Origin of the sequence: Clostridioides sp. ES-S-0108-01 (assembly GCF_020662285.1) — a bacterium.
GTDB lineage: Bacteria > Bacillota > Clostridia > Peptostreptococcales > Peptostreptococcaceae > Clostridioides.
In genome coordinates, this window is sequence record NZ_JADGMN010000001.1 from 51,957 (window position 1) to 75,568 (window position 23,612).

Annotated in this window: 20 protein-coding genes; 17 read left to right on the forward strand and 3 right to left on the reverse strand. The window is 29.4% G+C overall.

All coding sequences use genetic code 11. From position 1 onward, the window contains the following. The first annotated feature begins 24 nt into the window (after positions 1-24). The 16 genes from IR152_RS00260 to IR152_RS00335 all read left to right on the forward strand — a co-directional run bounded on the left by IR152_RS00260 (position 25) and on the right by IR152_RS00335 (position 16,854). The gene (locus IR152_RS00260) at positions 25-180 is read left to right on the forward strand and encodes a YqzL family protein (RefSeq protein ID WP_003416649.1); all 156 of its coding nucleotides are present in this window, start codon (positions 25-27) and stop codon (positions 178-180) included. After that, positions 146-919 carry a DNA repair protein RecO gene (recO, locus tag IR152_RS00265; RefSeq protein WP_227449847.1) on the forward strand — a complete coding sequence of 258 codons (774 nt, stop codon included), beginning with the start codon at positions 146-148 and terminating at the stop codon, positions 917-919. Before IR152_RS00260 ends, recO begins: the two co-directional genes overlap by 35 nt. Then, positions 912-1,511: a DUF4342 domain-containing protein gene (locus IR152_RS00270; protein ID WP_227449848.1), complete on the forward strand. Its 600-nt coding sequence runs from the start codon at positions 912-914 to the stop codon at positions 1,509-1,511. The genes recO and IR152_RS00270 overlap by 8 nt, the downstream gene beginning before the upstream one ends. Positions 1,512-1,669: 158 nt before the next feature. Then, entirely contained in the window at positions 1,670-2,548 is an 879-nt protein-coding gene (gene glyQ / locus IR152_RS00275) for a glycine--tRNA ligase subunit alpha (RefSeq protein WP_227449849.1), read from the forward strand. Beyond that, entirely contained in the window at positions 2,548-4,614 is a 2,067-nt protein-coding gene (glyS, locus tag IR152_RS00280) for a glycine--tRNA ligase subunit beta (RefSeq protein WP_227449850.1), read from the forward strand. The genes glyQ and glyS overlap by 1 nt, the downstream gene beginning before the upstream one ends. 376 nt (positions 4,615-4,990) lie before the next feature. Continuing rightward, the gene (locus IR152_RS00285; RefSeq protein ID WP_227449851.1) at positions 4,991-5,164 is read left to right on the forward strand and encodes a hypothetical protein; all 174 of its coding nucleotides are present in this window, start codon (positions 4,991-4,993) and stop codon (positions 5,162-5,164) included. A 704-nt stretch (positions 5,165-5,868) separates the two neighbouring features. Next, complete coding sequence (locus tag IR152_RS00290) at positions 5,869-6,414, forward strand: PTS glucitol/sorbitol transporter subunit IIC (protein WP_227449852.1); 546 nt, start codon at positions 5,869-5,871, stop codon at positions 6,412-6,414. A 12-nt stretch (positions 6,415-6,426) separates the two neighbouring features. Next, positions 6,427-7,440 (forward strand): PTS glucitol/sorbitol transporter subunit IIB, encoded by a 1,014-nt coding sequence (locus tag IR152_RS00295; RefSeq protein ID WP_227449853.1) that lies wholly within the window; start codon positions 6,427-6,429, stop codon positions 7,438-7,440. Between the two features lie 220 nt (positions 7,441-7,660). Beyond that, positions 7,661-9,634 (forward strand): BglG family transcription antiterminator, encoded by a 1,974-nt coding sequence (locus tag IR152_RS00300; protein WP_227449854.1) that lies wholly within the window; start codon positions 7,661-7,663, stop codon positions 9,632-9,634. Positions 9,635-9,703: 69 nt separating this feature from the next. Beyond that, positions 9,704-10,063: a transcriptional regulator GutM gene (locus IR152_RS00305; protein ID WP_227449855.1), complete on the forward strand. Its 360-nt coding sequence runs from the start codon at positions 9,704-9,706 to the stop codon at positions 10,061-10,063. A gap of 34 nt (positions 10,064-10,097) precedes the next feature. After that, complete coding sequence (locus IR152_RS00310) at positions 10,098-10,454, forward strand: PTS glucitol/sorbitol transporter subunit IIA (protein WP_227449856.1); 357 nt, start codon at positions 10,098-10,100, stop codon at positions 10,452-10,454. 36 nt (positions 10,455-10,490) lie between these two features. Continuing rightward, positions 10,491-11,783: an NAD(P)H-dependent oxidoreductase gene (locus tag IR152_RS00315; protein ID WP_227449857.1), complete on the forward strand. Its 1,293-nt coding sequence runs from the start codon at positions 10,491-10,493 to the stop codon at positions 11,781-11,783. Between the two features lie 436 nt (positions 11,784-12,219). Then, complete coding sequence (locus IR152_RS00320) at positions 12,220-12,858, forward strand: helix-turn-helix transcriptional regulator (RefSeq protein ID WP_227449858.1); 639 nt, start codon at positions 12,220-12,222, stop codon at positions 12,856-12,858. Between the two features lie 6 nt (positions 12,859-12,864). Continuing rightward, positions 12,865-13,707 carry a pyruvate, water dikinase regulatory protein gene (locus IR152_RS00325; protein WP_004454708.1) on the forward strand — a complete coding sequence of 281 codons (843 nt, stop codon included), beginning with the start codon at positions 12,865-12,867 and terminating at the stop codon, positions 13,705-13,707. Between the two features lie 60 nt (positions 13,708-13,767). Further along, the gene (gene ppdK, locus IR152_RS00330) at positions 13,768-16,398 is read left to right on the forward strand and encodes a pyruvate, phosphate dikinase (protein WP_227449859.1); all 2,631 of its coding nucleotides are present in this window, start codon (positions 13,768-13,770) and stop codon (positions 16,396-16,398) included. A 210-nt stretch (positions 16,399-16,608) separates the two neighbouring features. Continuing rightward, positions 16,609-16,854 (forward strand): zinc ribbon domain-containing protein, encoded by a 246-nt coding sequence (locus IR152_RS00335; protein WP_227449860.1) that lies wholly within the window; start codon positions 16,609-16,611, stop codon positions 16,852-16,854. Positions 16,855-17,130: 276 nt separating this feature from the next. On the opposite strand, the gene IR152_RS00340 is transcribed toward IR152_RS00335, so the two are convergent. The 3 genes from IR152_RS00340 to IR152_RS00350 are packed head-to-tail and all read right to left on the reverse strand — an operon-like array spanning position 17,131 to position 22,821. Then, positions 17,131-18,438, reverse strand: coding sequence for a TolC family protein (locus IR152_RS00340; RefSeq protein ID WP_255624268.1), 1,308 nt, complete (start codon positions 18,436-18,438; stop codon positions 17,131-17,133). Between the two features lie 21 nt (positions 18,439-18,459). Next, positions 18,460-21,594 carry an efflux RND transporter permease subunit gene (locus IR152_RS00345; RefSeq protein ID WP_227449862.1) on the reverse strand — a complete coding sequence of 1,045 codons (3,135 nt, stop codon included), beginning with the start codon at positions 21,592-21,594 and terminating at the stop codon, positions 18,460-18,462. A 3-nt stretch (positions 21,595-21,597) separates the two neighbouring features. Continuing rightward, positions 21,598-22,821 carry an efflux RND transporter periplasmic adaptor subunit gene (locus IR152_RS00350; protein ID WP_227449863.1) on the reverse strand — a complete coding sequence of 408 codons (1,224 nt, stop codon included), beginning with the start codon at positions 22,819-22,821 and terminating at the stop codon, positions 21,598-21,600. A gap of 252 nt (positions 22,822-23,073) precedes the next feature. Between IR152_RS00350 and IR152_RS00355 the strand changes: the two genes are divergently transcribed. Continuing rightward, the gene (locus IR152_RS00355; protein WP_227449864.1) at positions 23,074-23,559 is read left to right on the forward strand and encodes a MarR family winged helix-turn-helix transcriptional regulator; all 486 of its coding nucleotides are present in this window, start codon (positions 23,074-23,076) and stop codon (positions 23,557-23,559) included. Positions 23,560-23,612: the final 53 nt, after the last annotated feature.

The following is a 23,612-nucleotide window of genomic DNA, read 5'->3' on the forward strand; positions in this document are numbered from 1 at the left end:
ATGTAAGAAGGGGGTTTTTTAAAAATGAACAATATAAGTTGGGAAGTTTTTAAAAAAACAGGTAGTATAGATGCATATTTATATTTCTGTGATTGCAAAAACATACATGAAGAAATTGAAGAAGTAAGGGAGAAAAAAGAAGACGATGATAATCCTGAACACCCAGGGGATAGTACTTAAAGCTATAAGGTATAAGGAAAGTGACATAATACTTACACTATTTACAAGAAAGCTTGGAAAAGTATCTGCAATAGCAAAAGGAGCCAAAAAAAATAAGAGCTCTTTGCTTTCATCATCACAGTTATTTTCTTATAGCAATTTTACCTTAAAAAAACAAGGTAATATGTACAAGGTTACTCAAAGCGAAATAATAAAAAGTTTTTATAATATATCCTATGATATAGAGGCATTTTCTTATGCTACATATATTACAAAATTAGTTGAAAATTCTATACTTGAAAATCAGACTAATAATAGGCTATTTATATTACTTGCACAGACTCTGTATTTGTATACACAGGAGAATACAGATAATAGGTTTATAACAGCAGCATTCGAGTTAAAATTTTTAGACTATATAGGATTTAAACCTATAGTAAATAAATGCATTAATTGTGAATGTAAAATTTTGCAAAACTCTGTGTTTAATATCTACGAAGGTGGTATACTATGTAGTAAGTGTAGTAAACTTTTTGATAATAATATAAAATTAGACTTAACAACTATAAGTCTTATGGAATATGTATTAAGGAATGATATTTTAACATGCAGTAAAGCTAAAGTATCAAAATATATAACACATGAGCTTGAGAATATTCTAGACAAGTATTTAAAAGTTTATGTCGATAATATTAATTTTAAATCATTACACGTATTACAAAGTGTAAAAAATAATAAGGGAGTGGATAATGATGAGTAGTAATATAACTATTGAAATGGTTGATTCAGTCTTTGAAAGAGTTCCAGGAGCAACTTATGCAGAAGCAAAAGAAGCATTAGTAATATGCGATGGAGATGTAATTGAGGCAGTAATATATCTAGAAAATAAAAAAAATACTTGTAATTGTAAAGCAAAATCTGCTAAAGAAACTATGGAAGAAGTGTTTGGTAAAGATGGAGAAAATATAAAATCTCAACTAAAAGAGCTTCTTAGAAAAAGTAGTGTAGTAAGAATAATAGTTGAAAAAGATGGAAAAACTATGATGAATATTCCTTTAACAGTTGGAGTTGTTGGATTAGCTTTTGTGCCATTAGCTACTTTAGTTGGATTGTCAGCTGCTGTTATAAGTAAATATCGTATAAAAGTTCAAAATGAAGAAGATGGAGAACTTGTAGATTTAGGTGAATTGAATGAAGAAAAACTTCATGTTTTGAAGAATATGATAACTAATGCAGCTAAAGATGTGAAGGATGTAGTGGTTGACAAAAAAGAAGATGACAAAGATGTAACTGATGACCTTATGAAAGAAGAATTTGAAAAGAATAAAGAAGACGAAGACGAAAATAAATAGATATAAAGAGACTTAAAAAAATGAAGAGAAGATAATTATAAGAATTATCGGTAACATTGACAAATTTTATAGAATTTGATATTCTAAAAGTTGTAGAAGAACTATTAAAATAGCCTTTCGTGTAGACGAGAGGCTTTATTGTTATAGGAGGGATTTTTATGAATTTTCAAGAGATGATACTGGCGTTGCAAAAATACTGGTCAAAGCAAGGTTGTATCATGATGCAACCTTATGATATTGAAAAAGGTGCAGGAACTATGAATCCTAATACTTTTTTAAGATCATTAGGACCTGAGCCTTGGCAAGTATGCTATGTAGAGCCTTCAAGAAGACCAGCTGATGGAAGATATGGTGAAAACCCAAACAGACTATATCAACATCATCAGTTCCAAGTTATACTAAAACCATCTCCAGATAATATACAAGAGTTATATTTGGAAAGTCTAAAAGAAATTGGAATTGACCCAAGTGAGCATGATATAAGATTTGTCGAAGATAACTGGGAAGCTGCTACAGTTGGTGCATGGGGACTTGGATGGGAAGTTTGGCTAGATGGTATGGAAATAACTCAATTTACGTATTTTCAACAAGTAGGTAATATTGAATGTGAGCTTGAGACAGGAGAAATTACATATGGATTAGAAAGATTAGCTATGTACATTCAAGAAGTTGATAGTGTTTATGATTTAAAATGGAATGATAAAATAACTTATGGTGAAGTATTTAATAAAGCTGAGTATGAAAACTCAATGTATGCGTTTGAATTATGTGATGCAGATATGTTGTTTAATCTGTTTGATATATATGAAAAAGAAGCATTAAGACTTATGGAAAATGGACTTGTAATACCTTCATATGATTATGTGTTAAAATGCTCTCATGCATTTAATACATTGGATGCAAGAGGAGCAATAGGAGTTAGTCAAAGAGCTTCATTTATAGGTAGAGTTAGAAATATGGCAAAGACTGTTGCAGAAACTTTTGTAAAACAAAGAGAAGAAATGGGATTCCCTCTTTTAAAGGAAGGTGACAAATAATGAAAAATTATCTTTTATTTGAAATCGGTGTTGAAGAAATGCCATCAAGATTTGTAGGCAGTACACTGGAACAATTAAAAAACAATCTTAGTAAATTATTTGATGAAAATAGAATATCTTTTGATAGAATAAATGCGTATGGGACACCAAGAAGATTGACTTTGGTAGTTGAAGGATTGAGTGATAGACAAAGTGATTTAGAAGAAGAAATAAAAGGTCCTTCTAAGAAAATTGCTGTTGATGCAGAAAATAATTTAACAAAGCCAGCTTTAGGATTTATAAAAAGCAAAGGATTAAGTGAATCTGATATATACTTTAAACAAGTTGGAAAAGATGAATATATCTTTGCTACTATAAAGCAAGATGGAAAAGAGACTTCAGAAGTATTAAAAGATATATTACCAGAGACTATAAAATCTGTAGTGTTCCCAAAAGCTATGCGTTGGGGAGGAAAAAATCTTAAATTTGCAAGACCTATAAGATGGATAGTTACATTGTTAAATGATAAAGTATTAGAGTTTGATTTAGAAGGAATAATATCTTCTAATATAACAAAAGGTCATAGATTTTTAGGAGAAAGTACAATAGAAGTCAATTCTATAGAAGATTATTTTGAAAAATTAGAAAAAAATTATATAGTTTTAGACCAAAATAAGAGAAAAGAAATTATAAGAAAGCAATGTATAGAAGTAGCAAATTCTTTGGGTGGAGAAGTTGAATTTGATGAAGATTTACTTGAAGAGGTAACTTACTTGGTTGAATATCCAACTGCTTTTTATGGAGAATTTGATACAGATTATATAAAACTACCAAAAGAAGTTGTTATAACTCCTATGAAACAGCATCAAAGATATTTCCCAGTGCTTAAAGACGGAAAACTATTACCTAATTTTATAGCTGTTAGAAATGGCGATTCTTACAAAATAGACAATGTTAAAGCTGGAAACGAAAAGGTTTTAGAAGCAAGACTTGCAGATGCTTTATTTTTCTATAGAGAAGATACTAAGAGAAACTTAGAAAGTTACATAGAAAAATTAAAAACTGTTGTATTCCAAGTAAAACTAGGAACTATTTATGACAAAACTTTAAGACTTGAAAAGTTAAGTGCTGATATACTTGATAGTTTAGGTTTAGTAGATGAAAAGGCAGATACTATAAGAGCTGCTAAACTATGTAAGGCAGACTTGGTTACTGGAATGGTAGGAGAATTTGATGAATTACAAGGTTTTATGGGAAAAGAATATGCAAAAGTTGGAGGAGAAAATGAGGTTGTAAGTGAAGCTATTTTTGAGCATTATCTTCCAAGATTTGCAGGAGATATGCTTCCTAAGACTAATGCGGGGGTTGCCTTATCAATAGCTGATAAATTGGATTCAATAGCAGGTTTCTTTGCTATAGGGATACAACCAACAGGTTCTCAAGACCCATATGCTTTAAGAAGACAAGCTTTAGGTATACTTAGTATACTTATGGATAGAAAAGTTACTGTGGATATAAAAGTACTTATTGAACATGCTTTAGATAATTACTCTGAATTAAATTTTAATAAAGAAAAAGTTGTTGAACAAATAATGAATTTCTTCAATGAGAGAGTAAAAAATCTATTTAAAGATTTAGGAATAAGATATGATGTTGTCGATGCTGTTTTAAGTTCTGATATAAATGATGTTTCTGATATGCATATGAGAGCTTTAGAGCTTAATAATTGGCTAGAAAAAGATGAATTAGTGGAGATGCTTACTGCCTTTAATAGAGTTTCTACTTTAGCCCAAAAAGCAGAAAGCGATAAGGTTGATAAATCTTTATTAAAAGAAGAGGCGGAAATTAAACTTTACAATGAGTTTAAACAAGTAAAGGTAAAAGTCGAGGAATTATTAAAAGATAAAAAATATGGTGTTGCTTTGGATGAATTTGCATCTTTAAGACCAGTAGTTGATAACTTATTTGATTCAGTTATGGTTATGGATAATGATGAAGATGTTAAGAATAATAGACTTGGTCTACTTAAACAAATATATGATACTATGCTAGAGATTTGCGATTTATCTAAAATTGTTTATAAATAAAATTCAAACCATTTATAAAAAATGAGATAGCTTATAACTATCTCATTTTTTATAAGTAAATATAATAAATTATATTTTTCCTAATCTAGTCTTACCTATTTCAAAACTACTTCCAACAAATAATTCAAATGCATCTGTAGATACACCATCAATATTCATCCTTTTACCATTCTTCCTTTTACCACATAAACCTATACTACCAACTTGGTGAACACCACATGAATTTAAACTTCTCCATTTAAAAACTTTGAAGAATATTCTTTAAAATTAGGTAGTTCATTTAATAATATTTTGTTTTATAAAATAAAATTAAGATAAATAGATAATTCATGGTATTATTCTAGAAGCAGGTACTACTGCAAACGTAATACCTGATATGGGAAAAGTAAGACTAGAGATAAGAGCAAAAGAACAAGATTACTTTGATGAAGTAGTAGAAAAAGTGAAAAATTGTACTGGAGGCGTTGCAATAGCTACTGGATGTGAGCTTGAATTTTATTTTAATTTATTTAAAAATCCAGAGTTATTGAAAAAAATGAAAGAAGAGTAGCGTCTAGACTATCTTTAATTTGTAGCACAAAATATCATGAATGATAACAGTTCGAATGATAAAATCAATTATAAGATATATAGAGAAGGAATAAATATATAGGATTTTGTTTTATGTAAAACTAAAATAAAGGGAAACTATGCATATGTAGGCACTACTGTTAATATACATATTGATGAATTTCATAAATTAGAACCACAATCAATGAAAAATTCTATTCATAGATATAAATTAATTAAAGAATATATAAATAACTCTAAAAAAATTGGAGAGAAAGAGTTAATGAATTAATTGTCTTCAAAGTATCCAAATGGCTTATATTGTAATTACTATAAGAAAACTAAAAAATAATTTGATTAAAAAATAGATGCTTATAAAAGGGCATCTGTTTTTTTATTTTTATCAGATTTAGATAATTTTAATAATAAAAGAAATAAAAATAAGTTCTTAAATTTCTAAGAAGAATTTAAATTATAGTCGAAATAAAATTTGTATATTTCTGAAAATTCTAATTAGTACAATTTTTTCCTTTATAAAGTTGAAAAAAGGTGTATTTATTTATCAAAAATATTATATTAAAATGATATTAATAAAAAAACATTTATAATAATATCGTATAGTGCAGAAAAAATGAGTAATTTGTAAAATTTATAGTGAGTAGTAAAATTAAAAATTTAAAAATATTATAGGGAGGTTATAATTTTATGGAAAACGTTATTACAGGTCTAAGTAAAGGTGCAGAGTGGTTTATCGGTTTGTTTCAGAAAGGGGGAGAACAATTTGTAGGTCTTGTTTCAGGTACTCTTCCAACGCTAATTGTATTAATGGTAGCTATTAATTCTTTGATTAAGATAATTGGTGAAGAAAGAGTTAATAATTGGGCTTCTAAACTAGGAAAAAATTCTTTTACAAGATATATTCTACTTCCACTAGTATCAGTATTTTTCTTAGGAAATCCTATGTGTTATACATTTGGTAGATTTTTAAAAGAAGAACATAAAGCTGGATTTTATGATGCAGCAGTTTCATTTGTACATCCAATTACAGGGCTTTTTCCACATGCAAATGCAGGAGAACTTTTTGTATGGTTGGGAATATCAGCAGGTTTGACTACTTTGGGTAAAGAAACTACTACACTGGCATTGTGGTATTTTATAGTTGGTCTAATTGTAATTTTTATAAGAGGTATAATAACAGAAAAAATGTATGCTTTTTTAACAAGAAAAAATAAAGTAACAAATAAGGCTTAGGAGGTAGATAAAATGGAAGAAAATAAAATATTAAAAATAGAAAAGGGAACTTCAGGTTGGGGAGGTCCATTGTATATAAAAAAAGAAGGCAATAGAAATAAGATACTATCAATGACTGCTGGTGGTATCCATGAAGTAACATTAAAAATAAAAGAACTACTGGGTTATGAAATTGTAGATGGATTTAAAACTGGAGTTTCTGATGAAGAAGTGGCAGTAGTTATTATTGATTGTGGTGGAACTGCTAGATGTGGAGTTTATCCAAAGAAAAAAATACCTACAATTAATGTAAATCCAGTTGGAAAAACAGGTCCTTTAGCAAAATTTATAACAGAGGAATATTATGTATCAGATGTTACTCCTAATTGCATAAGTGTTGTAGATGGAGAAAACATGCAAAAAAAATCTCAAGAAAATAAAAGTGAAAATAAGAGTTCTATTAGAAAGCCTGATAATTATGATGAGGTTAAGTCAAAAGCTCAGGGAGAATACGCTAAAAAGAATATAATACTTTCCATTGGTCAAGGGGCAGGACAAGTAGTATCAAAGTTTTATGATGCAGGTCGAGATACTATTCAAATGGTAATGAATAATGTAATACCATTTATGGCATTTGTAAGTATGCTTATGGGAATTATTTTAGCATCTGGATTGGGAGATTGGATTGCAAAAGTCATATCTCCACTTGCTGGTAATATCGGTGGATTATTAATTATCTCAATAATTTGCACACTTCCATTCTTATCACCAATATTAGGACCTGGTGCAGTTATAGCTCAAGTGGTAGGAACTCTTGTAGGTACACAAATTGGTCTTAGTGCAATACCAGCATATTTAGCACTTCCAGCTTTATTTGCAATAAATGGACAAGCTGGATGTGATTTTGTCCCAGTAGGACTAAGTTTAGGAGAGGCAGAACCAGAAACTGTGGAATATGGTGTTCCAGCTTTATTTTACTCTCGTTTAATAACTGGACCAATATCTGTTATTATTGCATATGGAATTGCAGTATTTGCATTGAGATAATATTTAATATCAAGATAAGGTTTGAAATTAATTAATAAAATTGTAAATATAAATTTAAGCTAGTCAAGATTTTTGCTAATGAAAGACTAGCTTTTATACTATTAATTAGCTGTAATTATCGATTTAGATTAATACTAAATTTTCCTTTATTAAAGTGAAATTTTATGTATTAATTTAGTTTCAAATTTGTACTAGAATGAAATCAAGGAGGAGATACAAAATGAGTGTAACTGAGAAAATTCCTTCTATTGACCGTAAGATATTTAAGATATTGATTATGTGTAGTAAAAAAGAGTTTGTAAGTATTAATTCAATAGCAAATGAATTGAATGTCACAACTAGAAGTGTAAGGACGTATATAAAACAATTGAATAAAGATTTAGGTAGTGATATAGCAGTAGTCAAATATATAAAGGGTCAAGGTTATAAACTGGAAATAAAAGATGAGCAGATACTCAATAATATTATTGATATGAATAGAAAAAATGTATTTTCATTAAATTCAAAAGAAGATAGGGTAGAGTTTATACTAAATTATTTGATAGAACTAGATGGATTTATTACACTTGATAGTTTGGCTGATGAGATGTGCGTAGGAAGAACTACTTTAGTAAATGATTTCCAGTATGTAGAAAAAGTTTTGGCTTCATATAATTTAAACTTAATAAAAAAACAGAATACAGGTATGAAATTGAATGGAAATGAACTTGATATTAGGCTTTTTATATTAAATCAGTTGTATAAAAATTCAAGGAAGGATTTCAATAATTCAAAGTATTTTAAGGGAATAAAAAAAGAAGAAATTATAAATTTAGAAGAAAAATTGTTCACTTTATTTAAAAAAAATAATTTTTATGTTACAGATGAAATGTTAAGAGAGGTTATTAACTACATAATAGTTTTAGTCTATAGAGTAAAAGAAACAAAGAAAGTAAAAGAATATGATGTAAAATTTGATTTACTTAAATCATATGATGAATACTTTATTGCTAGGGAAATAAAACATATAATATCAGAAATGTTTGAATGTATTTTAAATGATGAAGAAATTATTTATTTAACTATACCACTAGTGAGTGGAAATGCACCAGCATCAGAATGTGCTTTAAATAGTAGCAGAATTAGCAAAAATATTGATGAGTTGATGGAAAATATATTTAATCAAATATATGTTGATATGGGAATTTCTATAAATGAAGATGAATTAAGAGTAGGATTAGGATATCATCTTAGTTTTACTCTAAATAGGCTATTATTTAATATAAAGTTAAAGAATGTTTTGCTAGAAGAGATTAAGCAAAACTATATACTTCCATTTAAATTAGCACAAATAGCAGGAAGAGTAATAGAGAATAAGTATAACTTAGAAGTTTCAGAAGATGAGATTGGCTATATAGCAATTCACTTCAGTGGATATTTAGAAAGAAATAGTAGTAGGCTCTATTCAATAAAGAAAATCGCAATTATATGTAGTACAGGTCTAGGAACAGCAAAACTATTAAAAATAAGAGTAGAAAAATTGATAGGAAATAATCCTAAAATTGATACGCTTTCAAGTTTTAATTTGAGAAATATTAATTTAGATGAATATGATATAGTTTTTACAACTATTGATTTAGACACATCAAATATAAACACCATAGTATTAAAAATAAATACAATCTTTGATGAAAATAAACTAAGAGAACAATTAAAGACAGTATTGTGTTTGAGAGAAGGAAATATTGATACTACCAATTCTACAAATTTACTAATAAATAATTTACTGGATGAAGATAAATTTATGATATTGAATGAAAAGACTATAATTGGCTCATTAGAAAAAATGATGGATAATCTTATGGCTTTAGGATGTATTGATGATAAGTTTAGAAAAAATATAATCAATAGAGAAGAAAAATCTCCTACAGTCTTTGATAAGGGTCTATTATTCCCCCATTCTGTAAATGAAAAATCAGATAAATTTTTAATGGCAGTCGGAATTTTAGAAGAACCAATAGAATATGCAAATAGAAGTATAAAAATAATTCTTATGACAATGTTTCCATGTGAGAATAAAATAGATTCAGACTTATTGGTGAAAATTTATGAAGAAGTTTTAAAGATAGGACAAGATGTAAAATTGACAAATAAGATAAGTAAATGTAGAAGTTTTTTAGAATTTAAAAAGGTATTACTTAAAAGCCTTATGTAACTATCGTACAGAATTTATAGTTATTGTGCAAAATTAAAAAATAATATGATTTGTGGAAGGTGTATAAATATGAAACTACTTTTGATTTTATTTGTTGCTTATATTCTAAATACTATATTTATAATGAAGCAGAATAAATTGTATTTTAAAACCTTAAATAGAGCTAAAAAAAAGGGTGACATAGTCTCTACAGGTAAAAAGAAAAGATATTTTTCTAAGGGAAGTATAGCTATTATATCTTCAGATTTAGATGGATTTATAAAGTTTGGAGAAATTTTAAAGGGGCGTACAGTAATGGCTAAGTTTAAAAAAATTGAAGAAATAGAAGGATTAGATATATATAGTGCAGAGCAAAAATTTAAAGATGAAGAGAGTATTGTACAAGCTATAGAATTTATAAAAGAAAAAATAAATGTTTCTTTTAATTAACTTAATATAAATATAAATTATCAGGAGGAATGTCATGAAATATGAAGTTAAGATAAGTGGAATAGGTAGTTTAGTTAAAGAGTTAATAGATGAAAGTAATTGTCTTATTATATATGACGAAACAATTAACGATGAAGACTTAAAGGATATATCTGTAATTCATTCAGTATCGAAATTAAAAAGTGATGTTGAAATAGGGGATACACTTACTATAGGAAATAGAGATTATTGTATAGTTTCAGTTGGTGATATTGCTCAGAAGACCCTTAGAGAAATTGGGCACTGTACAATCAAATTTGATGGAAAATGTGAAGTAAACTTACCAGGAGAAATACATGTGGAAATAGGAAATCCAAACATAACTATTGGAGATTTAATAACTATTTCTTAATTTGAAAATAAAATTATTATAACAGGAGGAATTAGTATGTTAGATTTAAACAGAAAACTTGCAAAATTGGAGGAAGAAGGTAAAAAAATAAAAGTAGCTCTTATCGGAGCTGGGCATATGGGAAATGGAATGGTAAGTCAAATGGCAAATATGAAAGGTATCGAGGCTTCTATTGTTGTAGATATAAATTTAGAGTTAGCTCATAAAGCATTTACTGATGCAGGAATAGATGAAGAAATTATAGATAATGTAACAAATGAAAATGACGCAGAAATGAAATTACAAGAAGGAAAAGTACTGACATGTAATGATTTTCTTGTGGCTTGTAAAACTAAGTCAATAGATGTGGTTATAGATGCAACTGGTGGTATTGCAATTGGTGCAGAGATAGCATTAAATTCTATTTTAAATAAAAAACATATAGTTATGTTAAACGCTGAAACTGATTGTGTTGTTGGACCAATACTTAAAAAATTAGCAGATGATGCTGGAGTAATATTTACAGGTTCTGCAGGAGATGAGCCAGGTGCAGTAATGGAATTATTTGATTTTGCAGATGCAATGGGGTTTGAAGTTAGAGTAATAGGTAAAGGCAAAAATAATAAATTAGATTTAGATTGTAATCCTGATACAGTTAGGGAAGAAGCAGAAAGAAAAGGAGCTTCACCTCATATGATAGCTTCTTTTAAAGAAGGGACTAAAACAATGGTAGAAATGGCTTTAATGTGTAATGCAACTGGATTTGTACCTGATGTAAGAGGTGGTCATGGTATTGAGGCTACAGTCGATGAAGTACCTAAGAAATATGCATTAAAAAGCGAAGGTGGAGTATTAGATAATTATGGTGTAGTTGATTTTGTAAATGGTATAGCACCTGGAGTTTTCGTAGTAGTTGCTCATAAATTAAAAGCAGTTAATGATGAACTAAAATATTTAAGTATGGGTGATGGACCTAATTACATATTATATAGACCATATCATTTATGTAGTTTAGAGACTCCTTTATCAGCAGCTATGGCAGTTTTAGAAAATAAGGCTACAATAGTGCCTAAAGCTGGGTTAGTTGCAGAAGTTATGACTATAGCTAAGAAAGATTTGAAAAAAGGTGAATATATGGATGGGTATGGAGCATATACATGCTATGGTACTATAGAAAAATACGATGTAGCAAAAGCTATGAACGCTGTACCTATTGGCTTGATAAGCAAAAATACTAAAGTTGTCAAAGATATTAAAAAAGGTGAAGTTATAACTTATGACATGGTAGAGATAGAAAAAGATACTACTTTATATCATTTAAGACAATTACAAGAAAAAATATTTGGGTAAGATTCAATAGTAATATAAAATAGATATTAGTTAAAAGGGTTGATGGTTGTTTCTAAATCAGCCCTTTTAAATTTTTATATGTTCTTGTTAGGATATTTTCTCTAGAAGTATATTATAGGTTATTTGTAGTTATAAAAATTAATTTAAATTGGTTATGCAATTTTGTATTCATATTAAAATAATATTATTAAAAATTTTAATATAAAATGAATTAAAATGACCAATTATGTATTATAATATTAACTGTAATACTAATATAGTTCTATTAATTAAAGAAATATCCCCCATTAATATATAATAAATATCTTTAAGCGAGAGAACTTAGTAAAAAATATATCGTATTCAATAAAAAATCTGTTTACAGAATGGTATATATAGTTATATAATATACTATATAAGATGCGAAAAGATAAAAAGTATAGCACAATGAAAGAAGGTGATTATTATTCAGCTTAATGAAAGACAACTGAAAATTATAGATATAGTTAAGGAAAATGAACCAATAACGAGTGAAAGTATTGCCTCCAGCTTGAATGTGACTCGTGCTACACTTAGATCTGATTTAGCTATATTGACAATGACAGGAATATTAGACGCAAGACCAAAAGTTGGATATTTTTATTCAGGAGTTAGTGAAATTAACTTAATTGGTAAAAGTATAAAAGAAAAAACAGTAGAAGATATAATGAGCATGCCTGTACTAGCTAAGAAGGACGAAAGTATATATGATGTAATAGTCACTATGTTTTTATCTGATGTAGGGAGTATAGTTATTATAGATGAGAATGAAGAGTTATGTGGAGTTGTTTCCAGAAAAGACTTGTTAAAAGCAACTATAGGAGGTTCTGATATAAATAAGATGCCAATAGGTATGATAATGACAAGAACTCCAAATGTAGTCACTTTGACTAAAGGAGCAAGTGTGTTATTAGCTTCAAGAAAAATAATAGAACATGAAGTAGATTCGATTCCAATTGTTGAATATAAGGGAGAAGACAAAAATCATATGAGAGTTGTTGGGAGAATATCAAAGACCAACATAACTAGGCTATTTTTGGAAATAGTTGACAATTAAGGAGGTATGCTGGTGAAAAACCTAATTATATATGCAGTATCAGATTCAGTAGGGGAGACTGCGCAACAAGTTGCAAAAGCATGTATGTCTCAATTTTATGTAAATGAAACTTATGAAATAAAAAGATTTCCATACATGATTAACAAAGGAGTACTACTTGAAACTTTGGAGAATGCAAAAGCTGAAAACGCTTTGATTGTATATACATTAGTTGATGAAGAATTATGTAGTATTGTTGAAAGGTATTGTGAAAGAGAAGGTCTTAGTTGTATAGACCTTATGACAGATATACTAAGAGAAATAAGCAAGAGAACAGGAAGAAAACCTAAAAGAGAAGCTGGTATAATTAGAAAATTAGATGAATCTTACTTTAAGAGAGTTGAAGCTATAGAGTTTGCAGTAAAATATGATGATGGGAAAGACCCTAGAGGTGTTCTTCAAGCAGACATAATTTTAGTGGGAATCTCAAGAACATCTAAAACTCCTTTGAGCATGTATTTAGCTAATAAAAATATAAAAGTAGCTAATGTTCCATTAGTTCCAGAAATACCAATTCCTAAAGAAGTATTTGAGATAGATACTAAAAAGATAATAGGTCTTACTAATTCACCTGAAAAGCTAAATGAGATAAGAACTCAAAGGTTAAAAGCCTTAGGTCTATCCAGTAAGGCAAACTATGCCAATTTAGAAAGAATACTTCAGGAGTTAGATTATTCAGAAGAGATAATGAAAAGAATTGGATGCCCAGTAATAAATGTTTCAAATAAGGCAATAGAGGAAACAGCAGGTATAATTTTAGACATAATGAAAGAAAATGGCCTAAAGATATACAAAGAAATAGAAATTTAATAATGTCTATTAATAAAAATGATATAAATTAAAATAAAAAGATTAATGGGGGATTTAACAATGGAAACTAAGTATGTTTATAGTTTTAGTGAAGGAAGCAAAGACATGAAATCTTTACTAGGAGGTAAAGGTGCCAATTTAGCAGAAATGACTAAGATAGGTTTACCTGTTCCTCCTGGATTCACTATAACAACAGAAGCATGTAATGATTATTATGTTAACAATGAAAGTATAAGAGAAGATATAATAAAAGAAATAGAAGAGCATTTAGCCACTTTAGAAAAAGAATTAGATAAAACATTAGGATGCAATAAGAATCCATTATTAGTATCAGTTCGTTCTGGTGCAGTATTCTCTATGCCAGGAATGATGGATACAATTCTTAATCTAGGTCTTAATGATAATAGTGTTGTTGGTCTAGCAGAGGCTACACAAAATGAAAGATTTGCATATGATAGTTACAGAAGATTCATACAAATGTTTTCTGATGTTGCTATGGAAGTTCCAAAATATAAATTTGAAAATGTATTAGACAGAGTAAAAGAAGAAAAAGGATACACAGTTGATACAGAACTTACAACTGATGATTTAAAAGAAATAGTAAAAGAATTTAAAGCAATTTACAAAAAAGAAATAAAAAATGATTTCCCACAAGACCCAAAAGAGCAATTAATGCTTGCAATAGAGGCTGTATTTAAATCATGGAATAATCCTCGTGCAATCGTATACCGCAAGTTGAATGATATAGCTCATAACTTAGGAACAGCAGTAAATATTCAATCAATGGTATTTGGTAATATGGGAGAAACTAGTGGTACAGGTGTTGCATTTACTAGAAATCCAGCCACAGGAGAAAATAAATTATTTGGTGAATTCTTAATGAATGCACAAGGCGAAGACGTTGTTGCAGGTATAAGAACTCCTCAAAATATATCAACTCTTGCTGATGTAATGCCAACTGTATTTGATGAATTCGTAAAAATTACTCATATACTTGAAGGTCACTATAAAGATATGCAAGATATAGAGTTTACTATAGAAAATGAAAGATTATATATACTACAAACTAGAAATGGTAAGAGAACAGCAAAAGCAGCAATAAATGTAGCAGTTGATTTAGTTGAAGCTGGAATAATTGATGAAAAAGAAGCTATAATGAGAATTGAGCCTAATCAATTAGACCAATTATTACATCCAAAATTTGAAGATAACGCATTAAAAGAAGCTAAGGTTATAGCAAAAGGTTTACCAGCATCACCAGGTGCGGCAAGTGGTAAAGTTTATTTCAATGCTGATGATGTAGTAAAAGCAAATGAAAAAGGAGAAAAAGTAGTTTTAGTTAGACTAGAGACATCTCCAGAAGATATAGAAGGTATGATTAAAGCTGAAGGAATTCTTACAGCTAGAGGTGGAATGACATCACATGCAGCAGTTGTTGCTAGAGGTATGGGCAAATGTTGTGTTGCTGGATGTGGAGAGATAAAAGTTGATGAGTTTAATAAAGAAATAAGAGCACTTGATGATGTAGTTATAAAAGAAGGAGAATACATTTCTATAGATGGTTCTACAGGAAATGTGTACCTAGGAGATGTTAAGAAAACAGAAGTATCTTTAACTGGAAACTTTGAAAAATTGATGAACTGGGTAGATAAGCACAAATGTATGATGGTTAGAACTAATGCAGATAATCCTAGAGATGCTCGTGCAGCTATAGAGTTTGGTGCTGAAGGTATAGGTTTATGTAGAACTGAGCATATGTTCTTTGATGAAGCTAGATTGCCAGCAGTTAGAGAAATGATATTATCTAATACAGTAGAGCAAAGAGAAAAAGCACTTGAAAAAATATTACCAATGCAAAGAGAAGATTTTGTAGAGTTATTCAAAGTTATGGATGGGAAACCAGTTAATATAAGATTACTAGACCCACCACTACATGAATTCTTACCTCATGATGATGAGACTATAGAAGAACTTGCAGAATCTATGGGAATAAAAGTAAGTGATATTAAGAAGAGAATAGTTGACTTAGACGAATTTAATCCAATGCTTGGACACAGAGGTTGTAGACTTGCAATAACTTATCCTGAAATATGTGTAATGCAATCTAAAGCCATAATACAAGGTGCTATAGAAGCAATTAAAGCAGGTGTTAAAGTTTCTCCAGAGATAATGGTTCCATTAGTTGGAGAAGTAAATGAGTTAAAGATAATAAGAAAAATGATAGTAGAAACTGTTGATGCCATAATAAAAGAGGAAGGCGTAGAAGTTCCTTATACTGTAGGTACTATGATAGAAATACCTAGAGCTTGTTTAACTGCTGATGAAATAGCACAAGAAGCGGACTTCTTCAGTTTTGGTACTAATGACTTAACTCAAATGGCATTTGGATATTCAAGAGATGATGCTGGTAAATTCTTAAGTCAATATGTAGATGAAGAAATACTAGAAAAAGACCCATTCCAAGTACTAGACCAAAATGGTGTTGGTAAATTGGTTAAGATGGGAGCTAAATTAGGTAGAGAAGTTAAACCAGAATTAAAACTAGGAATATGTGGAGAGCATGGTGGAGAACCATCTTCAGTAGAGTTCTGTTATAGTGTGGGGCTTAACTATGTATCTTGTTCACCATTTAGGGTGCCAATTGCTAGACTTGCAGCAGCTCAAGCATCTATAAAAAATCCTAGACAATAATAGATTGTAAAATATATAATCCAAATTAAAATAATATCCCCTATTGTTCAATGTATCAAATTAAGTATTTGTAAGTTGAATATAGGGGATATTTATTATAAAAATTTAACTTATATAGTTGTAAGTGAAACGTATTTAATTATATTGCATATATTATTGTAGAGAGAAATTTTAACTATAATTAAATTGAGTTTACTGGAGGGGATAAAGTTGACAAAGTGTCCTAAATGTGGAAAGGAAGTATCATCACGTCCAGGTAGTGTATGCCCACGATGTGGATTTAAAGTAGCAGATGAAAGTCTAAAAATAAGATGTCCAGAACCTAGCTGTAGGGCTTTGGTATCTAGGAAATTGGACTATTGTCCTAAATGTGGATGCAAACTTAGAGGATATAATATTTCTGAATTTGTTAATATGGTGAGATGCAAAATAGATGAGACATTTGATAAAAGATAATTAAATTTAGAGTTAAGCTTTTGAGGGTGTCTCAAAATGAACTTTTTAGTTCATGAGGCACTCTTTTTTGTGTGAAATCAAATATATTTTTATTATTTAAATAATGAAAAAGAGGCTTATCTCTATTTTGAGATAGCCTCTATCAAAGTATACGGTTTTATAAGTAAATATATCTTTGCTAATCTATTTCTATTATTTGCCTTCTGAATCTTCCATGATTAAAGTTACGAGTGTGCATAGCTATTTTTTAATCAAATGTATGTTAAAGTAATCTTTCTATTTACTAGAATTGTTTCCAGTATTAAGTATCCAAGGCTTCTCTATACCATTTTTTAATGAGTTATAATTCACAATAAGTGTGTCATAGCTATTTTTAGCATCATCATTACTTACCACTTGTTTTTTATAATCAGTTAGAGTAATTAATCCTAAATCATATCTTAATTTAGTATTTTTTAATTGTTTTTCTGATAGTTCAAGTTGCTTTTTAGTAGTCTGAATTGTATCTTCTAAAGCAAGTAATTGAGCATAGCTATCAATTAATCCTTTTTTAAGAGCCTTTTTACTGTCTTCTAATGTTACTAAACCATTTTCAGTCTCATATTTACGTTGAAGATAATTTGCATATGTAGTAAGCTCAACAACATAACTCTTTCTGTATGCATCAACTTCTTTTTCATATTGCTCATAATCTTTTTTATACTTATCCATAAGAACATTATATTCATCATCAGTTAGACTACCTTGTTCTGGTTTTTTAGGAGCAACTGGTCTTGTAGGTCTATCTGGTAAATCTACTTTATTCTCATCATCATCATAAAAACTTTCTTCTGTACGTTCTAAAATCAATTGGTCATATTTTAAATATTTATTAACCTTACCTTCCATATATGAATCAACTGAGCCACCTACTCTAAAAGATTCAAATCTATATTCTTTATCTAATTGATAATTGTTTAAATCTATATTAGTTAACAATTTAAAATAGTCTTGATTATTTTTTAGTTCTTGAAGTTTGGCTTTTTGAGTATTTTGTAAGGTCTGAAGTTCAAGTTCAGCTGACTCAGTTTCTAAAGAGGTTACTAACCCTAAATCCTTTTTTAATTTCATATCTTTAATTTCTTTAGTTTTTATCTCAATATTGTTTTTTATCTTATCTAGTTCATTTTCTCTTGAGACTAAATCATTAAATTTATTAGTAATGTCGTTGGCTATTTGGTCTTCCATAAATTCTTTAGCTTGCTCACTTTGATTTTTAAGAAGTCCCATTTGGTCATATGGAAATGAGTTGTTACCTTCATCATACCTATCAATTTCATCTTGTACTTTTAACTTTTCTTTTAACATTTTTATTTCTTCTGATTTCATTTTTAATTTTTCACTATTTTTAAGTGCAGCACTTACAGTTTCTCTAGCAGTCAAAATTTCCTTTTCAGATGTTCTTTTATTTGATTCACTTACAATGGAATTATCAACTTTATTTATAGAAGAAGTATTATCATCTGCATAAATTGGTATTAGATTGGCTGTTATTATACCAACACCACAGCCAATTGCAACCATTTTGCTAACTCTTTTATTCAATACAATCACCCTCCATTCTATTTAAACTTTAGCTTTCAATTTTGGTTTCTTTATTATCTTGCGCTTTATACTTCCTATTTTATCTGTTATCTTACCAAATATTTTAGGCATTTTGTCTGAAAACTTATTTTCCCATTTATCAAATATTAAGTATATAGTAGGTATAAGTACCAAAGTTATAAGTGTAGATACAGTTAGACCACCCATTATAACTATAGCTAGTGGTTGCATTGTCTCCCCACCTTCACCAAGAGATAGTGCTGTTGGTAACATACCTAAAATTGTTGTTGCTGTAGTCATTAGGACTGGTCTTAATCTTGCTGCACAACCAATTGAAACCAAACCAATTAAATCATTATTACGATTTGCTTTTCTAAGTTGCTCTATGTAGTCAATAAGAACTATACCATTATTAACAACGATACCTATAAGTAAGATTATACCTAGCATACCGACAGTACTTAAACTTTGACCACTAACTAGAAGAGAAAGTACAACTCCAACAAATGCAAATGGAACACAGAACATAATTATAAATGGTTTACTAAATGATTCAAACTGAGCTACCATTACCATATAAACTAATGCTATAGCTATGACCATTGAAAATCCAAGACTCGCCATAGATTCATTCATCATCTCTGTTTCACCACCAACACCTATAGAGTAATCTTTAGGAATTACCATTTTGTTCGTTTTCTCTAATGCTAGTTTTGTAGCAGTACCAGCATCTAAATTGTCAAGTGTAGCAGTTATATTTACAGAAAAGTCTCCATCAGTTCTAGATATAGATTGTAAACCATCTGCCATTTTTATGTCTGAAAAAGCCCCAAGAGGAACTTCTTTTCCAGTTGCCGAATTTACTTTTAATTGCTTAATATCTTCTAGATTATCAATACTATCTGCTTTAAATTTTAGATTTACATCGACCTTGTAATCATCAATTGTGGCAGTAGTAACTGAATCACCATTTATTGCTGTACGTAATAATCCTGCAATTTCAGCAGTATTTACACCATATTCTTGAGCTTTGTGTTTGTCTATTGTAAATTGAGCCTCTTGTGTTGTATCTGCAAGAGACGTTTCAACGTTTCTAAATCCTTTTATAGAACTAAATTCTTTTTCAGCTTCTTTTCCTAATATCTTCAATACATCTAAATCAGGACCTTTCATTTCTAATGTGAAGTCTGCTCCTCCAGCTCCACCCATAACACTACTGTTTTGACTTACGTTTATTTTACAATCTGGCACAGTAGCAACTCTATCAATTATCTCTTTTTCTATTTCATCAGTAGTCCTTTTTCTATTTTTTTGAGATTCTAATTCAATTGCTATATTTGCTATATTATTGTTTGAATCTGATGTTAAAGTTGTTATTAAAGTTTTAACTTCTGGAATATCTGAAACTTTTTTCTCGGTCATAGATACATAGTAATCATTGGATTCTAGGTTAAGACCTTTTGGAAGTTCTATAGAAATAGATAATTCTCCCTTGTCTGCAGCAGGCATAAAGTCCATACCTATGAATCCCATTCCAAATAGGGAAGCTACAAAAATAAGTAAACTTGATATTACAACTAAACGTTGATGTCTCAAACATACACTTAATAATTTTTTATATGCTTCACTTACCTTATCAAATATAGGGCTATCTTTTTCTTGCATCTTTTGGCTATTTTTTCCTCTACTTAATTTTGCAAATACACTAGGAACAAGTGTAATTGCACCTATAAAAGAGAAGGCTAGGGAAGCTATTAGTGTTTTACCCAATGCTCCAAAGGTTATTTTGGCTATACCTTCTGTAAACATAATAGGCAAGAATATTGCTATAGTAGTCAATGTCGATGCAAGTATTGCATTGGTTACAGTTCTTGTTCCCTCAATAGCACAATCGTCAAGACTTAACCTACCACTTTTCCTATATTTAAATATATTTTCAATTACAACTGTAGCATTATCAACAACCATACCAACTGAAATTACCAATGAACTTGCAGTAATAAGGTTTAAACTTTCACCAGTAAAGTAGAGAATTGCTATAGCACCTATTATAGAAATTGGTATTGCAACTGCAACAACTAGTGAAGCTCTTACACTTTTTAGGAAAGCAAATATTACAATAAATGCAATAACAGCACTTATAAGTAAGTTGCTCATTACACTGTTTATTGATTCGCTTATGTATGAACTTGTATCGTTAGCAATTTTAATTTTAAATTGAGGATTTTCTTTATTCAATTCATCCACATATTTATATGCACTTTGCATAACTTTTACAGTATTGGCATCTTGTTGTTTAGAAATATCAATTACTAAACTGTCTTTTCCATTGTATCTATAAATACTGTCTTTGTCTGCGTATCCATAATCTACACTACAAAGATTATCTAATCTAACTGTATTTCCTCCCTTTACAGGAATTTGAATCTGTTTTATGTCATCTAAAGATTCTAGTTTATCAATTGCTCTTAGAACTATTTTATCCTCACCTTGAGTAATTGAGCCATAAGGGAATGTTTTATTACTAGATGATAAAATGCCCTTTATAGTTGATAAACTGACTCCATAATTTGAAAGAACCGCTGGGTCAGCTATTACATTAATTTGTGCTTTTTCTCCACCTTTAAGGTCTGCTGATGTAACACCATCTATAGATTCTATTTTAGGCTGAATTACATCCTCAGCATATTTTCTTAATGCCTGTGAACTATTTTCATTTCCTCCAGATATAACAAGCTGACCTATAGCTTGTGCATTCATATCTAATTTTAGAACTGTTGGTTTAGCTGCATCATCTGGAAGGCTAGTCTGCAATGCATCAACTTTAGACCTAACATCATTCATTATCTCATCTAAATTAGTTCCAAATTCAAATTGAGCCACTACCATAGAAACACTTTCTTGTGAACTTGATATAGTAGATTTTACATTTGAAACAGCTGATAAACTTTCGTCAACTTTTTGACTAATTTGTTCATCGACGTCTTGAGGACCAGCACCTGTCCAAGTAGTCATAACCATTACAACCGGTATTTCTATATCAGGCATTAGGTTTATTGACATTTTCTTATATCCAATACCACCAAAAACTATTAATACTAAAAAGACCATTATGATTGTGAGAGGACGTTTAACGGAAGTATGTGTTAAATTCATAGTCTAATTCTCCTTTTCTACAGGAAATATCTTAGTTCCATCAGAAATAAGACTTATCCCTCCAATAATCACTGTATCTTTATCACTCACACCACTTTTAATTTCTATTTTATCCTCTGTTACAATTCCAGTTTGAACTAATTTTTTCTTTGCTATATTATCTTTGTTTGTTATGTATACATATTTCTTTCCATTTTCTTCAAATATAGCCTTTTTAGGCACTGTAACAGCACCATTTTCTTTTTCGACAATTAAGTTTACTTGAGCAGACATTCCTGCTTTAAACTTGTTGTTTGTATTAGTAACAAGTACTTTAACAGGATATAAAGACGTCTGAGGGTCAACTACTGAGGGTACATAATCTATTTTTCCTAGAACTCTTTGGCCCTCAATCATAACATCTACATTTCCATCCTTCTTAAATTTGCCTATATCTGATTCTGCCACATTTAAATCAACTTCTAATATATTAGGATTAGAAATAATAAAAGCTGGCTGTGATTGTGTTATCATTTCTTTTGAATCAAAGTTTTTAGCCGTTATTGTACCATCTACTGGAGATGTTAATGTTAATTTATCTAAGTTACTCATTGCTAAATTATATGATACTTGAGCCTGATCAAGTTGTTTTTTAGCAAGTGATTTAGATTGAGGTATACTTTTTGAAATTACTGTATCATATGCTCTTTGAGCAGAATCTAGTTGTTGCCTTGATTGTTTCAAAGCAAACACTATTTTTTTTAATTGGTCTAAACTAATTACTTCCTGATCATAAAGAACCTTATTATTGTCATAATTTCTTCGAGATTCGTCATATTGAATCTTTGCATTATCAAGAGCTGTTTTTGCTTGATTTACCTGAGCTTCTAATGAGCCACCAGTGGCACTTGAATAACTTGCTTTTGCTAAATCTAGTGCTGCCTTACTCTGTTTTACACTATTTTCTAGCTCTGGACTGCTTATGCTCAATAATTCATCTCCTTTTCTTACATTTTGCCCAAGTTTTACATAAACTTCTTGAACTGTGCCAACAGTCTGTGCAGTAACAGCTGTTTCATCTTTAACCTTTGTAGTTCCTGAGAAAGAATTTGTGTTTTCAATTTCTCCACCTACTGCTTTTTGAACAGAGACTGCTATTGGTTTCTCAGGTTCAGATTCTTCTGTTTTTCCACATCCAACTAAAAACAGTGAACTACACATTAAGAAAACTATTAAATATCTTTTCATATTTCCTCCTATTATATATTACACACTAGCTTATTGTAGAATTTAAAGTGTCTTATAATTTAAGTTTAGTTTTAGACTAATTAAAAAACTTCCCTTTATTGGCAATTTATAATTCTCTAATTTGATTATAAATTTATAATTATTATGAGTCAATAACTTTTTCTTGTTTTAAATTTATTAATAGTTTATAATTTATACTATATTAAATAACGAATATTTTATTATATTATCTATTGAAGGGATGTTACAAATATGGATAACAACAAGATACTTAAAATAGCGGACTCTTTTTTAGACTTTTTATTTGTACTTGAGAATAATATATTTAAAGAAAGTGATTTGTTAAAAAAATTTCAAAATAACTCGGATATAATGAAAGCGTATTTTGAAGAATGTCCAATGGCTCCATCACATGCTAAGGTAATTCTTTATCTTATGACATCGAATTCATCATCAATCTCTCAAATAGCTTCTAATTTAGGAATTTTAAAATCAAACATGACACCGATTATTGATAGATTAGTGGAACATGGTTTAGTCAATAAATTTCCTGACCCAAAAGATAGAAGAATTCTTAGAGTTGAATTAACAGATAAGGCATTTGAATTATTTGATGTGGTAAAAGCCATTTTCAAAGAATCTCTAGTAAAAAAATTATCGAATCTTTCTGATGAAGAGCTAATTTTATTGGATGAACATACACTAAAGTTATCAGAAATAGTAAAGAAATTAGGTTAGCTATCACTATTTACAAAGTTAAAACTTTGCAAGAAAAGAAATGGCAGTAGCAT